The sequence below is a fragment of the Cryobacterium sp. PAMC25264 genome (assembly GCF_019443325.1).
Taxonomy (GTDB): domain Bacteria; phylum Actinomycetota; class Actinomycetes; order Actinomycetales; family Microbacteriaceae; genus Cryobacterium.
Window position 1 is genome coordinate 1693008 of sequence record NZ_CP080383.1, and the last position, 13128, is coordinate 1706135.

12 protein-coding genes and 7 tRNA genes are annotated in these 13128 nt (G+C 68.8%); 5 read left to right on the forward strand and 14 right to left on the reverse strand.

The window, feature by feature from the left end:
* Positions 1 to 26 precede the first annotated feature (26 nt).
* Together KY500_RS07725 and KY500_RS07730 are read right to left on the reverse strand one after the other, a co-directional pair.
* Complete coding sequence (locus tag KY500_RS07725) at positions 27 to 623, reverse strand: hypothetical protein (protein WP_219902980.1); 597 nt, start codon at positions 621 to 623, stop codon at positions 27 to 29.
* Complete coding sequence (locus tag KY500_RS07730) at positions 610 to 1269, reverse strand: RNA polymerase sigma factor (RefSeq protein ID WP_219902981.1); 660 nt, start codon at positions 1267 to 1269, stop codon at positions 610 to 612. The genes KY500_RS07725 and KY500_RS07730 overlap by 14 nt, the downstream gene beginning before the upstream one ends.
* Before the next feature lie 253 nt (positions 1270 to 1522).
* Here KY500_RS07730 and KY500_RS07735 point away from each other — a divergent pair, with 253 nt between their 5' ends.
* Positions 1523 to 2167 carry a hypothetical protein gene (locus KY500_RS07735; RefSeq protein ID WP_219902982.1) on the forward strand — a complete coding sequence of 215 codons (645 nt, stop codon included), beginning with the start codon at positions 1523 to 1525 and terminating at the stop codon, positions 2165 to 2167.
* 104 nt (positions 2168 to 2271) lie between these two features.
* Here KY500_RS07735 and KY500_RS07740 read toward each other — a convergent pair.
* The 6 genes from KY500_RS07740 to KY500_RS07765 all read right to left on the reverse strand — a co-directional run bounded on the left by KY500_RS07740 (position 2272) and on the right by KY500_RS07765 (position 3104).
* Positions 2272 to 2343: transfer RNA gene (locus tag KY500_RS07740), tRNA-Val, on the reverse strand.
* Between the two features lie 25 nt (positions 2344 to 2368).
* A tRNA-Cys gene (locus KY500_RS07745) sits at positions 2369 to 2442 on the reverse strand.
* A gap of 56 nt (positions 2443 to 2498) precedes the next feature.
* Positions 2499 to 2570, reverse strand: a tRNA-Gly gene (locus KY500_RS07750).
* 182 nt (positions 2571 to 2752) lie between these two features.
* Positions 2753 to 2824: transfer RNA gene (locus tag KY500_RS07755), tRNA-Val, on the reverse strand.
* A 37-nt stretch (positions 2825 to 2861) separates the two neighbouring features.
* Positions 2862 to 2935, reverse strand: a tRNA-Cys gene (locus KY500_RS07760).
* Positions 2936 to 3032: 97 nt separating this feature from the next.
* A tRNA-Gly gene (locus KY500_RS07765) sits at positions 3033 to 3104 on the reverse strand.
* 159 nt (positions 3105 to 3263) lie between these two features.
* On the opposite strand from KY500_RS07765, the gene KY500_RS07770 reads away from it, so the two are divergent.
* Positions 3264 to 3336 (forward strand) — tRNA-Val (locus tag KY500_RS07770).
* Positions 3337 to 3427: 91 nt separating this feature from the next.
* Here the strand turns inward: KY500_RS07770 and glpX are convergent.
* Positions 3428 to 4312, reverse strand: coding sequence for a class II fructose-bisphosphatase (gene glpX / locus KY500_RS07775; protein WP_219902983.1), 885 nt, complete (start codon positions 4310 to 4312; stop codon positions 3428 to 3430).
* A gap of 174 nt (positions 4313 to 4486) precedes the next feature.
* Between glpX and KY500_RS07780 the strand changes: the two genes are divergently transcribed.
* The 3 genes from KY500_RS07780 (at position 4487) to KY500_RS07790 (ending at position 6833) form a co-directional block, all read left to right on the forward strand.
* Complete coding sequence (locus KY500_RS07780; RefSeq protein ID WP_219902984.1) at positions 4487 to 4777, forward strand: antibiotic biosynthesis monooxygenase; 291 nt, start codon at positions 4487 to 4489, stop codon at positions 4775 to 4777.
* Between the two features lie 155 nt (positions 4778 to 4932).
* Positions 4933 to 6171, forward strand: coding sequence for an NAD(P)/FAD-dependent oxidoreductase (locus KY500_RS07785; protein WP_219902985.1), 1239 nt, complete (start codon positions 4933 to 4935; stop codon positions 6169 to 6171).
* A complete protein-coding gene (locus KY500_RS07790) occupies positions 6168 to 6833 on the forward strand; it encodes a bifunctional 2-polyprenyl-6-hydroxyphenol methylase/3-demethylubiquinol 3-O-methyltransferase UbiG (RefSeq protein ID WP_219902986.1) in 666 nt (221 codons plus the stop codon). The genes KY500_RS07785 and KY500_RS07790 overlap by 4 nt, the downstream gene beginning before the upstream one ends.
* A 33-nt stretch (positions 6834 to 6866) precedes the next feature.
* On the opposite strand, the gene KY500_RS07795 is transcribed toward KY500_RS07790, so the two are convergent.
* The 5 genes from KY500_RS07795 to KY500_RS07815 form a co-directional block, all read right to left on the reverse strand.
* Positions 6867 to 7610: a YqjF family protein gene (locus KY500_RS07795; protein WP_255579871.1), complete on the reverse strand. Its 744-nt coding sequence runs from the start codon at positions 7608 to 7610 to the stop codon at positions 6867 to 6869.
* A gap of 39 nt (positions 7611 to 7649) precedes the next feature.
* Positions 7650 to 9095, reverse strand: a complete 1446-nt coding sequence (locus KY500_RS07800) for a flotillin family protein (protein WP_219902987.1) — start codon at positions 9093 to 9095, stop codon at positions 7650 to 7652.
* Between the two features lie 124 nt (positions 9096 to 9219).
* Positions 9220 to 9546, reverse strand: a complete 327-nt coding sequence (locus KY500_RS07805) for an SHOCT domain-containing protein (RefSeq protein WP_255579872.1) — start codon at positions 9544 to 9546, stop codon at positions 9220 to 9222.
* A 101-nt stretch (positions 9547 to 9647) separates the two neighbouring features.
* Positions 9648 to 10043: a DUF6325 family protein gene (locus KY500_RS07810; protein ID WP_219902988.1), complete on the reverse strand. Its 396-nt coding sequence runs from the start codon at positions 10041 to 10043 to the stop codon at positions 9648 to 9650.
* Positions 10044 to 10200: 157 nt separating this feature from the next.
* Positions 10201 to 12936 carry a LuxR C-terminal-related transcriptional regulator gene (locus KY500_RS07815; protein ID WP_219902989.1) on the reverse strand — a complete coding sequence of 912 codons (2736 nt, stop codon included), beginning with the start codon at positions 12934 to 12936 and terminating at the stop codon, positions 10201 to 10203.
* Positions 12937 to 13128: the final 192 nt, after the last annotated feature.

The following is a 13128-nucleotide window of genomic DNA, read 5'->3' on the forward strand; positions in this document are numbered from 1 at the left end:
CGCGAGGTCAGGCCGGTCGCGGGCGGCTACGGACGGTAGGGCAGTTGCAGGTCGAGCGCGGCGCAGAAGCCGGCCGCGTCGTCCGTGTGCGGGTCCGAGGGTAGGACGGGGAAGACCGAGAGAACACCGTCGGGGCGCAGGCAGGCCCGCAGGGGCGGCACCACGTAACCCGGCGCCCCGTCGGCGCCGGTCTCGGTGCCCTCGATGGCCGGCTCGCCGTCGCTCGGGGGCTGGACGATCGGGGTGCCGCCGCCGAAGAAGTCGATCGCCCAGACCGCGCCACAGTTCGACAGCGCCGCAGCCGCCGGATCGGGGTTGGGTATGGCCGGAGTGACAGTGCCGTCGGGCGCGATCTGGTCGCTGGGGCTGCCGACCTGGGTGAACGCCGAGTCGGTACGCGGTGCGGAGTAGCAGTAGGCCGAAGTGGTGCGGAGTTCGGGGGTGGCCAGGGTGACCCAGGCCGTGGCTCCACCACCGGCCACCAGTAGAACGGCCGACACCACTGCGACGGCGCGATGCCGGTGCATCCGATGGGTCTGCTGGGCGTCGATGGTCTGGAGAAGGCGCGCCTCGACGCGCGCGAATTCGGCGTCGGTCGGCGTGAGCAGGTTACTGGGCAGCATGGTGCGGTTCTCCCTTCAGCAGAGTGAGTTCGGCGCGGAGTCGCCCCTTGAGGCGGGATAGCCGGTTGCGGAGAGTCGCGTGGGTGATTCCCAGACGCTGGGCGGCCTGTTCGTAGCTGAGGTCGTCCATGAGGCACAGGTCGAAGATGCGCCGGTCGACCTCCGGCAGCGCGGCCATGATCTCCTGGATGTGCCGCCGGGCTTCGTCGGCGATGGCTGCGCTCTCCGGGGAGGGAGCAGGGTCGGCGAGATCTGCGCGGTGATCGAGGCTGTCCCGTGGCCGGCGAGTCTCGGAGCGGCGCCGGTTCAGAGCGAGATACCGGGCCGTCGTGACGAGCCACGGCAATACCGACTCCCCCACCAGGTCCACGCCGAGTCGCTTGTTCCACAGCGTCAGGAACGCGTCCTGCAGGGCCTCCTCGGAGTCGGGCCGCGACCGCAGCACCGAGAACGCTGCCCAGTAGACGGCGCGTTGGTGACGCCGGAAGAGTTCCTGGAACGCACGACGGTCGCCCTGTTGAGCGCGCGCGAACAGGAGGACGTCGGTTGTGGTGGGCGACAGGCCGGATGACGACACACCGGGTGCAGGCAGGTCGGAGCGAGGCGACGAGTCTGCACCCGCGACCGCACCGGCCTGCTCACTCACCTGCTCCCCCACCTGCTCCCCTTCTCACCATGGCTCTCGCCGTGCCGCCCCAATGGGTCCCGCGTCACCGCGGTCCCTTACCCGGTAGTGTCCGCGGGCCGCTCCATCGTCTCAGGGTCGAGGGTGCGCACCATGATCGTCCCACCCCAATTCGGGTCGATCATCCCGAAACGTCTTGACGCCGTCCGCCGGGGCCGTGTTGAGTGAGCGCGTCGTCGCCCGCCGAGGGTGGCCAGAAGACGAGGAGCTCCCGATGGACCATCACACCGCCAGCCGTTTCGGGCCGTACGCAAACGCCACCGGGGCACGCGCCGACGGCCCGCCCCAGCGCCCCGGCTGGCGGGCCAGAGGGGCCGTGGCGGCAGTGGCCCTCGGGCTGGCGGCCGCCTGTGCGGGTGCCGCCGGTCCCGCTAGCGCCGCCGGCCTGCCGACGGCTGACTACGCCTGCTGGGCCGACCTCGGCACCGGGGCGAGGCTGTGCGTGGACCGGGGCGTCGATCTGGTCGCCGCCGTGGCCCGTGAGCGCGGCGTGCTCTTGACGGTTCCCGATGGTGCCATCCCCGGCTCGCTGCCCGCGTCGGCACGGTCAGCGAGCACCGGTGCGGCGACCGCCGGGACGGCTGCCCTGGCGTCCACAGTGATCTCGGTGATCTACGACAACAGCGGATACGGCGGGGGCTCGTACTCCCTGTCGATCTCGAGCGGATGCGGCTGGGGTGTTGCCAGCCTGGGGGCGATCGGCTGGAATGACCGCGCCTCGTCCTACCGCAGCTTCAACGGCTGCACGACGGCTCTGTACTCCAATGAGAACTACGCCGGTTCGTCCACCGGGTACACCACTAACGCCAGTGGGCTGGGTGGTTTGAACGATCAGGCGAGTTCGTGGAGCGTGCACTGAACTCTCAGAGCCGTACTATCGGAGCCGCGCTGGGATCGCGCAAGCGCGTTCGCGTTCCGGCCCCTGAAACACGAAAACCCCCGCTCTGGGCGGGGGTGTGAGTGTGGGCGATACTGGGATCGAACCAGTGACCTCTTCCGTGTCAGGGAAGCGCGCTACCGCTGCGCCAATCGCCCAGGCCCGCAGAGAGTTCTCGCGGTCTGGAGGTGGATACGGGATTCGAACCCGTGTAGACGGCTTTGCAGGCCGTTGCCTCGCCTCTCGGCCAATCCACCGTGTTCGGTCAAACGTGTACACCAAAGAAAATCGGCCTTTCGGCCGATCAACTTCGAGCGGATGACGAGATTCGAACTCGCGACCCTCACCTTGGCAAGGTGATGCGCTACCACTGCGCCACATCCGCAACTGCGCGCATTTCTGCGTGCTTGGAAGACTCTACCCGATCTCAGAGAGCCCGTGTGCACATGACGCGTCGCTGGGCTTCCGATTGGCCTCAAATAGGCCGTTCTGCCCAGTGATTACGCGGGAAAAACAAAAAACCCCCGGGTTTACCGGGAGTTTTCATGCCGTTCAGATGGCTCTCTGTGGGCGATACTGGGATCGAACCAGTGACCTCTTCCGTGTCAGGGAAGCGCGCTACCGCTGCGCCAATCGCCCAGATCCTGCGAGTACTCGATTTCAGTACTTCTCAGGCTGGAGGTGGATACGGGATTCGAACCCGTGTATACGGCTTTGCAGGCCGCTGCCTCGCCTCTCGGCCAATCCACCGTGCTTGTAAAGTCGTGCTTGTAAAACCGTGCCTGCAGCACCCGATCATGCGTGGGTTACTACCAAAGAGAGCCGGCCTTTCGGCCGACTCAATTCGAGCGGATGACGAGATTCGAACTCGCGACCCTCACCTTGGCAAGGTGATGCGCTACCACTGCGCCACATCCGCAACTGCTCGCATTCCTGCGTGCTGTGAAGACTCTAGCCGATAGTGCGACGCGAATTCAAACCGAGCGAATGCCGCGTGTCGCGGCCTCTCGATGTGCGCTCGGCACCCGGTCTGGTCTAGTATCAGATGTCGCAGTCGAGAGGGTTTCGAATGTGGTTCGGGCGATTGGCGCAGTTGGTAGCGCGCTTCCTTCACACGGAAGAGGTCGTGGGTTCGAGTCCCGCATCGCCCACAGAATTCCCCGCTTCCGGCGGGGTTTTTTTGTGCCCAAGCCGTCCGGTGTCCACGATGGCTCTGGACGGGCACCGCCCGGGAGCGGCTGTCTACCGGATCGGCGAGGACGCGAAGAGCACTCGGTCGCTGGAAACCAGGTCGTCGAGCGAGAGAACGCGCGTCAGGTCGTGGCCGGCGGCCAGCGCGGTGCGCACCTGCACGTCGCCTTGGGGTGCCAATCGGCCCTCCATGAACCCGCCCAGCGCACGGACGGCGCAGGCGGTCAGCACTCCCTCGGGTGTTCCCCCGATACCCATCACGATGTCGATGTCACTGCCGGGCGTTGCCGCGGTGACCGCCGTGGACACGTCCCCTTCCCCCGCGAGCCGGACGCGAGCTCCCACCATCCGCAGCTCGGCGATCAGCGCCCGATGCCGCGGCTTGTCGAGCACGGCCACGGTGATGTCGTGCACCGGTTTTCCCAGGGCTGCGGCCAGGCGCACGACGTTGTCTGCCGGGCTCGCTCTCAGGTCCAACACTCCGCGCGCCGCCGCCGAGGAGATCAGTTTGTCCATGTAGAAGACGTCAGTGGGGTCGAAGAGGGTGCCACGCGGGGCCAGGGCGATCACGCTCACCGACCCGGGCAAGCCCTCCTGTACCAACCGGGTGCCGTCGAGCGGGTCGACGGCGATGTCGCAGGCCGGTCCCCGGCCGGATCCGAGTTCTTCGCCATTGGCCAGCATCGGGGCTTCGTCTTTCTCGCCCTCGCCGATCACGACCACTCCGGCGAAGGGGGCCGGGAGGAGAACCTCACGCATCGCAGCGACGGCTGCCGCATCGGCCGCGTTCTTGTCCCCACGTCCGAACCAGGCCCCGGCTGCGTGCGCCCCCGCCTCCGTCGCCGCCCGCACGGCGGAGACGAGTTCGTCGGAGTAGTGGTCGGCGCCGAGCACGGTGCTCGCCCTGGTGTCGCCTGCTGCTGCTGAGGTGTTCATCTGAAGTAGTGTCCCGTCTCGGTGGGATCCGGCGACGGGCGCGCTGCCGGGTTCGGGGTCGACCCGTCGCCGGGCGCACCCGGTCGATGCTACTCGCCGAGCTCCGGAGACGCCGTGCTCCGGAGACGCCCAGGCGACAGCCTCCGGTCTCACGGCGGCCGTTAGTCTCGACGGATGATCAGAGAACACGCTGTGCTTCCCGTGCTGGCCGGCCGCGAGGCGGAATTCCTACTGGCATTCCGCACAGCACGGCCACTCATCGAGTCGATGCCCGGATTCCGGAAGCTCAGCCTGTCGAGGTCGGTGGAGGAACCGACGACTTTCCTGCTCCTCGTGGATTGGGGCCGGCTGGAGGACCACACCGAAGGCTTCCGTGGGTCCCCCGAGTACACCCGTTGGAAGGCGCTCCTGCACCCGTTCTACGAGCCGTTCCCCGAGGTGCGGCACTTCGTGGAGATCGACTGACCGGGCACCGCTTCCTCCACAACCTCCCGGTCAGGGTTCTTTCCCACACCCCGCTCATGGTCCCGCAGCCGGCCCCAGCGCCTCGATGATCGCGTCAACTTGCCGGATCGGCAATTCCGTTTGTCATCTGCTCGCCGGCATCCCACCATTGTCCTATGACCAGACCTGAACGCGCACACGCCTCGCCCGACACCTCGCCCCGCGCCGTGGATCCTGCCCTGCCAGACCCGGCGGCGGCCGGTTCAGAGTACACGAAGGTCTACGACGTGGTGATCCTCGGCGGGGGCGCTGCCGGCCTCAGTGCCGCCGTGGTGCTGGGCCGCGCCCGCCGCTCTGTGCTCGTCATCGATGCCGGTGAACCACGCAACGCACCCGCTCAGGGTGTGCACGGTTTCCTCACCCGGGACGGGCTCAGCCCTGCAGAGTTGGTGCGCCTCGGTCGCGCCGAGGCTCAGGCCTACGGCGCGCAGATCCTCAGCGGTCGGGCCACTGACGCCCGACGCACCGACGCCGGCCTGGAGGTCCTGCTCGAGGACGGCACCCGGGCGACCGGGCGCCGCCTCCTGGTCGCAACCGGGCTCATCGACGCCCTTCCCGGGGTGCCCGGCCTGCAGGACCGCTGGGGCATCGATGTGCTGCACTGCCCCTACTGCCACGGCTGGGAGGTCCGGGATCAGGCCATCGGCATCCTGGGCACCAGCCCCCGGTCCATACACCAAGCGCTCCTGTTCCGTCAATGGAGCGACAACGTCACCCTGCTCCTCCACACGGAGATGCTCGACGCCGACGGCGCCCTCTCCACCGACCATGGCCCGACGGACGCCGAGTGGGAGCAGCTTGCGGCTCGCGGAATCGGAGTGGCGATCGGACCGGTGGACGCCCTGGAGGTGACCGATGACGCCCTGACCGGCGTCCGTTTGGCCGGTGGGCACTCGATCCCGATTCAAGCTCTCGTCGTCGCTACGGGCCTCAACGCCCGCGCCGGGTTCCTCGATGGTCTGGGGGTGGAGGCCACGGCGCATCCGCTCGGCGTCGGCACCCACCTCGACTCGGACGAGACCGGACAGGTGCTCAGCGGCGGCAGCGTGGTGCCCGGTCTCTGGACGGCCGGAAATGCCACCAACCCGATGGCCCAGGTCATGGTCGCCGCCGCCGCGGGACTATCCGTGGCCGCCGCCATCAACTCGCATCTGATCGGCGAAGAGGTAGAGTCCGCCGTGGCGGCCTACCGGCATCCGTTCTCGGTTGCCGCCGAAGCCGGCAACGCGCGGAGGCTGCTCGGCGACCGCCGCCACGGACTCCCGACCGACGTGCCGGATGATGGGGGCGCGACGTCAGAGTCAGGCACCACACGTGAATCAGTCGCGACAGAAGAGACGGGACCCACCCGATGAGTGAAGAATTCGGCCAGGACTACTGGGACACGCGTTACGGCAGCAGGGACGGGGTCTGGAGCGGCCTGGCCAACCCGGTGCTGATGACCGAGACTCTGGCCCTGCCTGCCGGACGAGCGCTGGACATCGGCTGCGGCGAGGGTGCGGATGCCATCTGGCTGGCCTCCAGGGGGTGGCAGGTGACGGGCGTGGACTTCTCCGGTGTCGCACTGGCGCGTGCCGCGGAGCGCGCCAGGCAGGCCGGCGACGATCCGGCATCCGCACACGACCCGGCTACCGGAGGTACGATCGCCGGCCGCCTGACGTGGGAGCAGCACGACCTCACCGAGTGGGCTCCTCCGGCCGCTTCCTTCGATCTGGTGACCGCCCAGTGCATGCACCTGCCCTCCTCGGCGCGCACGGGCCTATTCGCTCGGCTCGCCGACGCGGTGGCGCCCGGAGGGACGCTGCTGATCGTCGGCCATGACGTATCCGACGTGCACACCACGGTGCACCGGATGCCCGACCCCGACCTGTTCTTCACCGCGCCGGAACTCGCCGCCGCTCTGGACACGCGTCGGTGGCAGATCGAGATCGCCGAAACGCGGCCACGAGTGGCCCAGGACCCGGTCGGCACGGCGGTCGCCGTCGCCGACGCGGTGCTCAAGGCCACCCGCCGGTGAGCCGCGCGTCACGCAGCTCTCAGAACGCTCCAGCTAGCCCCTGGTGCCGAACCAGGTGGTGACACCCGGCGAATAGAGCACGGAGTCCGGCGGCCGGCTGCCGGCCAGTCCCGGGAATCCGGCCGTGGCCAGCAGAGAGTCGTCCAGCGAGACGAGCTCAGCCGTGAAGAGCGCCCAGGGTTCGTGGTGGTTGCGGAGGTGTACCGTGCGGCCTCGGACCCGGGTGAACAACGCCCAGCGGGCCGTGAGGAAGTCGGCGACGGGATCGCCCACCACGGGTGTCGTGGTGGGCCGGATCACGATGTCGCTGTGAGCGCCTGCCGCGAAGTGGCGGGTCGACGAGAAGTGGAAGTCTCCCGCCGTGACCTGCAGCCGGGTGCGTGACCACATGTAGGGAATCGAGAACAGCGCACGGGCCGCCAGGACCGCCGCAAGCCTGGACGCCTCGAGGGAGACGAAGACGACGCCACGTCGGCCCTTCTCATCTACGGCGTACAGTCTCACGTTGACCTCGACGAAATTACCGAAGTACGGCACGGGCGGGCTGCCGAACACCGTGGCCCGGTCGAGCACGAACGGGATCAAACCCACCCAGCTGGAGCCACCGAACTCATCGGGCCGGAGCCCGGCAGGGAGGAGCGGCGCGACCAACGCGGCATCCACCCGCCAGTGCAGGAAAGCGAGGTGGGACCACCGCTGGCTGGCCGTCGCCCGGCCGGCGAGCGGGGGTGCTACGGCGGACACCGGCCAGGCCTCGCCCATGCCCGCAGCGCTCATCCCCGTATCGTCACTCCCCGCACCGTTCACGGTGTCAGGTTAGACGGCATCCGCGGCGACAGGGGCGTCCGGCACGCCCGAAGCGGCATCAGCGGCGAGGAAACCCTCGGTCGCGCGCGTTCGGGCCAGAGCCGCTCCGGCCGCGGTTCCGCCGATGAGCCCGCCCAGCAGATCCTTGATGCCGACTCCCATGGTGGAGGCCAGGACGGCGTCGACCTCGGAGAAGCCCGAGGCGACGTTTTTGCTGAGCTGGCTCGCTCCGTCGGTCGAGATGACCGTGAGCTGGTCGATGTTGCCCATCGGGGCGGCGAGTTCGTGGGCGATCTTCGGCAGCATCTCCACCAGACGCAGCTGGATGAGCGCCTCCGACTGCTCGGCGACGGCCTGGGCGCTCAAGCGGGTGGCCTCGGCCTCGGCGGAACCGCGGGCCAGGATGGCGTCGGCGTTGGCCTGGCCCTCCGCGCGGATGGCCTCGGCGGACGCCACGCGACTGTCCCTGTCCGCGTTGGCGGCCGAGACCCGCGCCTCGGCGGCAGCGTTGGCGGACACCCGCACCCGGTACGCATCGGCGTCAGCCACGGCGTTGACCTCGGAGTCGAGCTCGGCCTTGCGCAGGCTGGCCCGGCGCTTGGCGGTCAGCTCCTGTTCCTGCACGATGGCCTGCTGGGCCTTGGCCTCGGCGAGCGGCTTCGACGCCGCGGCCTCTGCGGCCGCCTTGTCGGTATCGAGCTGCAGGGCGGCCTTGCGCAGCGCCAGGGTGTTCTGGGCTTCGGCGACGGCCTGTTCGGCGATGATCGACGCCTCCTGGGCTTCCCGGTTGGCCTGGTGCTCGGCGACCTCGGCCTGGCGACGCACCTTGGCCTGCTCCGCACGACCGAGGTCCCGGATGTAGTCGTTCTCGTCGGTGATGCCCTTGATTTCGAAGGAGTCGACGTCCACACCCTGGTTGGCCAGGGATTCGCGCGCCGTGGCCAGGACGGACGAACCCAGTTCGTCGCGCTTCTGGATGATGGTCATGACGTCCGTGGCGCCGATCGACGACCGCAACGATCCGCTGAGGACCTCCTGCGCGAAGTTGTCGATGTTCTTGTCCTGGCCGAGGAACCGCTGGGCGGCTGCACGGATGGCGGTCGGGTCGTCTCCGACCTTGACGATGGCGACGGCCTCGACCGTGAGGGTGATCCCGTTGCGGTCTTGTGCGACGGCGGTGATCTCGATGGCGCGGCTGCGCAGGCTGATCTTGAATGCCTTCTGGAAGAACGGGGTGATGAACACACCCTGGCCGTGCACAACACGCTGGCCGGACTCCTCGAGGGTGGCACCGTCGACGATGGTTTTCTTGGACTTCTTCCCGGTGATGACGAGGGCCTCATCGGGGCCGGCGTTCTTGTAGATCGTGCGGGCGTAGACGAGCACGACCACTCCGACCACCAGGACCAAGAAGACGATTCCGACGATGGGGAGGCTGAGGAGATCGAAAAACATGGGCTTCCTTCCGGTCCGCGCAAAGCGAACGTCTCGGCGCGCAGGGCAGAAGGGCCCCCGAACCTCCCAGTAGGCTAGCGTCCCGGCGGGTCGGCGTGGGCAGTTCGACGGTTTTCTCCCCGGATCAGGCCAGAAGTTTCGCCTTCGCCGCGGTGAACTCGTCGTCGCTGAGCACCCCGGCGTTGTGCAGCTGCGACAGCTGGTTCAATTGGTCGAGCAGGCCAGAGTCATTGGAGGCCGGCGCCTGCTGCTGGGCCTGCTGGGCCGCCTGCTGTTGGGCGGCGTACTGGTCCTCTTGAGCCTGCGCGTCGGCCTGGGCCTGAGCGTCCTGCGCCCTGGCCTGTTGCCTGCGGGACACATTGCCGCTGACGGCGGTGGCCGTGCCGGCGACAACGGCGGTGCGCGCGGCCATTCCGATCAGGCCCGGGCGGCCCATTCGACGTGGTGACATGTTCGACTCCTCAGTGGGTTTCGGTAGGGGGTGGGGTTTGGTGGGGTGGCGTGGGGGCGTGTGCCGGTTCGCGGGTTAGCGCGCGGCCTCCAGAACGGCGTTCACCACGGCGGCGGGGATGCGCTCCTGATGCAGGACCGCGCCCCGGAGGCGGCCAGGACCGAGGCGAAATGCCGGGCCCAGGTCAGTTCGACAACGAGCACAGCGGCCGAGGTACCCGGCTCCAGCTGCATGGCGAGTTCCTCCACGTCGTCGATACCGGCCAGGCCCAGCTCACCGAGGTCGAGGTCCGGAAGCTGCGTCTTCTCCGGCAGGTCGTCAATCTCGACGATCAGCACCTCGCCGTCCACGGTGCGGTTGACGAAGATCAGGTCCAGCAGGGTGACGGTGCGCTCCTCGATGAGATCGAGCAGCGCCTGCCGCAGGGCCGGCCCCGGTCGGTCTCCGTCAAACGAGATGAGGAGGAGCTCCACCGGTCCGTACGCATATTCCTCCATGACAGAACCCTTCGTCGTGTGGCTGCAGTGTCGCCTCGCTGCAGTGTCGCCGCGGGCGCACGGAGTCGAGTCACCCGATCCGGGTGAATCTAGCTCAGAGCAAGCCGCGCTCCTGGGCGATCGCCACAGCATCGGCCCGGTTCGCCGCCTCGAGCTTCTAGTAAATGTTGCGCAGATGGGTCTTGACGGTGTTCGGACTGACGTTGCGCTTGCGGGCGATGTCAGCCACCGACTGGTGCACAGGCAGTTCCCGCAGCACCTCCCGTTCCCGCTGGGTCAGCTTCGGGCTGCTCCTGCCGGCGTCTGCACCGTGCCCGCGAGCGTTGGGCCGCACGCGCGCAGCGCAGCGCAGGGTGTGCCGGGCGAATTCGTCGAGATCACCGAGCCGGCCGAGGCGGCTTCGGATGAGGGCCGCGCCCTGGCCGCCCACGGCGAGGAACGCCCGCTCGGTGCCGAATTGGCTGGCCAGGCGCAGAGCTCGAAGCAGCCGCGCATCCGACTCGACGTGGCGCCCGGAGAGCTCTGCCACGTGGGAGAGGGCAATCCACGCACTGACCATGGTCGACCCGCGACGAGCGGTTCGTTCGTCGAGCGCGGCCTCGCGCAGGCGTTCCTCGGCCGGATGCCCTGCCCGGGTGGGCGGAACCGACAGGAAACGAAGCAGGAGCGCCTCGAGGGACTCCTCCCCCAGGACCGATTCCACCAATCGCACCACGGCCTGTGTCTCCGGTCGGCCGTCAAGCGCGCCGCTCACCTCGAGGAGAGGCACACAGCAGAGGCTGAGTGACCGGGGGTGGTCTGCTCCGACTTCACGCATCAGCAGCATCAACGCGTCCATGGTGCGACGCGAGTGCGGGTCGGTGTCGAAACCGTTCAGCAGAAGGAGTACCTGGGCGGGCACGGTCACGCCGGCGTCGTAGGCGAGGTGCGGATGCGAGCTCAACCTCTCCACGACATCGACGTCGAGCGGTTGGCAGCGTTCGTACCGGCGGATCATCGTGTACAGAACCGCCCGGCTGCCGACCTGGTCGGCCGCGGAGGGCGGGGCCGGGGACTCCGCCATCTGGCTCTCCAACATCGCCACCTGCAACCATCTGCCGGCGTGGGCCACCGCCGTGGCCGCCAGGTCGCTCGCGACCAGGAACAGCCAGCTGTAGCCGGCCATGCGGGCCGACTCGGCGACGTCCCGCAGGATGTCCTCCGCCGGCCCGGGCAGGCCGAGCCTGTCGAGGCAACGTCCCTCGGCCATCCCGGTGAGGAGGTCGATTGCGAGGTCGAGCCGGGCCGCCTCGCCCACTCGATGACCCTGCAGGGCATGCAACCGTTTGACCACGTCCGCGGGCTCGACCGCGAGGAGGGCATGCAGGATCTCGATCACGGCCGGCCACAGCGCGTGACGACGCTGCGGGCTGAACCCAGACCAGCCGGCTGTATCGCCCGCGGCGGCGAGGAGCTGGTGCGCACGCCGCCTGGCGGCGAACGCCGGTGCGTCCAGCAGAACCCGCAGGGCCAACGCCGCCGTGGACGGGACCGGGGTGTCGAGGCGCCGGAGTGCCCGCCCCACCAGGTCGGTGTCGCCGGTGAGAACGAGCGCCAGGCCGAACCGATCGAGCGTCTCCCCCACGAGGGCGGTGTCCCGTGTGTGCAACGCCTGGTGCAGCGCCGCCGCACCATCGGATCGTTCGGAGAACCAGTGGCAGGCCAGGACATGCCGATCCGTGGTCGCATCGGCGTCGTGCCCGCGGGCCGCCGCCTGCAGGTAGCTCAACAAGATCGGATGGAACCGGTAGGCCTCCCCTGCCGCGACGCGTGTCTCGGCGCTCGAATCGACCGAGCCCGTGCCGCTGGTGACAGCGCCGCTCCTGACAGCAGCGCTCGCGTGCGACACGTCGGGCACCCGCACCAGCATCCCGTTGCTCCGGGACACCCGCTCGAGGACCTCGCCGGCATCGCTTCGGGCGGTGACCCGGACCGCCAACTCCAGGGGCACCAGAAAGGATACGGCCGACCGCATGAGGATGTCCCGTTGGTCGTCGTCCAGGCCGTCGAGCACTTCGGCGGCCACGTAGTCGGTGACGGCGGGAGTGGCCCCATCGATGTCGGTGAGGGAGAACCCGGGCAGGCCGACTCCAGTGTCGGTGATCCCGGTGGCGGTGATCCCAGAGTCGCCGGCCGGGCTCGGGTCCGGGTGTTCGCGGTCCTGTCCCTGTCCGGCGAGGGCGAAGGTGAGCGCCGTCGCCCACCCTCCGGTGTTGCGCCACAGTGCGACGGCGTGCTCCGTCGACAGGCGCAGATGCCGTTGGGCGGCCAGGTCGAGAGTCTCCTCGAGGGTGAACGCGAGTATCTCCCCCGGGCAGTCGAGCAGCACTCCGGCGGCCAGCAGCGGTGCCGTGCCCGTGCCGGGGCGGCGACGGCCCGCCACGATGATGCGGAGATCAGGTGGCGCCAGCGAGATCATCGGCCACCACCCGTCCGGGATCGACGGTCCGCTTTCGTCGGGTCCGGTGGGAAGGTCGACATCATCTATGAACACGTAGCGTAGCGCCGTGTCCGTGCGAGGGACGTCGGAAGGCGCGCCCCGGAACGCCTGGAGGGCCAGGGTGGGAGCGAGTAGCCGCCACACAGCATCCGGGTCCCGAGCCGTGACAAGATCCGTTCCGGTCATCCAGCGCACGTCGGCGCCCTCGGCGGCCAGTCGGCGTGCCCACCCGGCCAGCAGGGTGGTCTTGCCCGATCCGGCGGCATCCCACAGTTGGAGGACCCGGGCATCCGTGCCTTGGAGCCGAACGATGAGGTCGTCCAGACGCGACCGGTGCAGGTACCACTCCGGCTCGGAGGCGACCCCCGGAGGCCCCCACGGCTCAGGGGGTAACGGAGTGGGTGCGGGATCCATCGGGAAGTGTCCTCGATTTGCGTCCTGGAAGTAGGTGGTGCCGGAGTCTCGATCCTGGGCGCCGACTGCGGCGCTTCGACTGTGCGGGGAGGCGCGGGGAATTCACCGGCACCGTCAAGGTCCCGGATTCCCGGGACCTTGACGGAGCTTCTCGCGGTGTTCGGGTCACCGCCAGTGAGGTGATGATGCCGC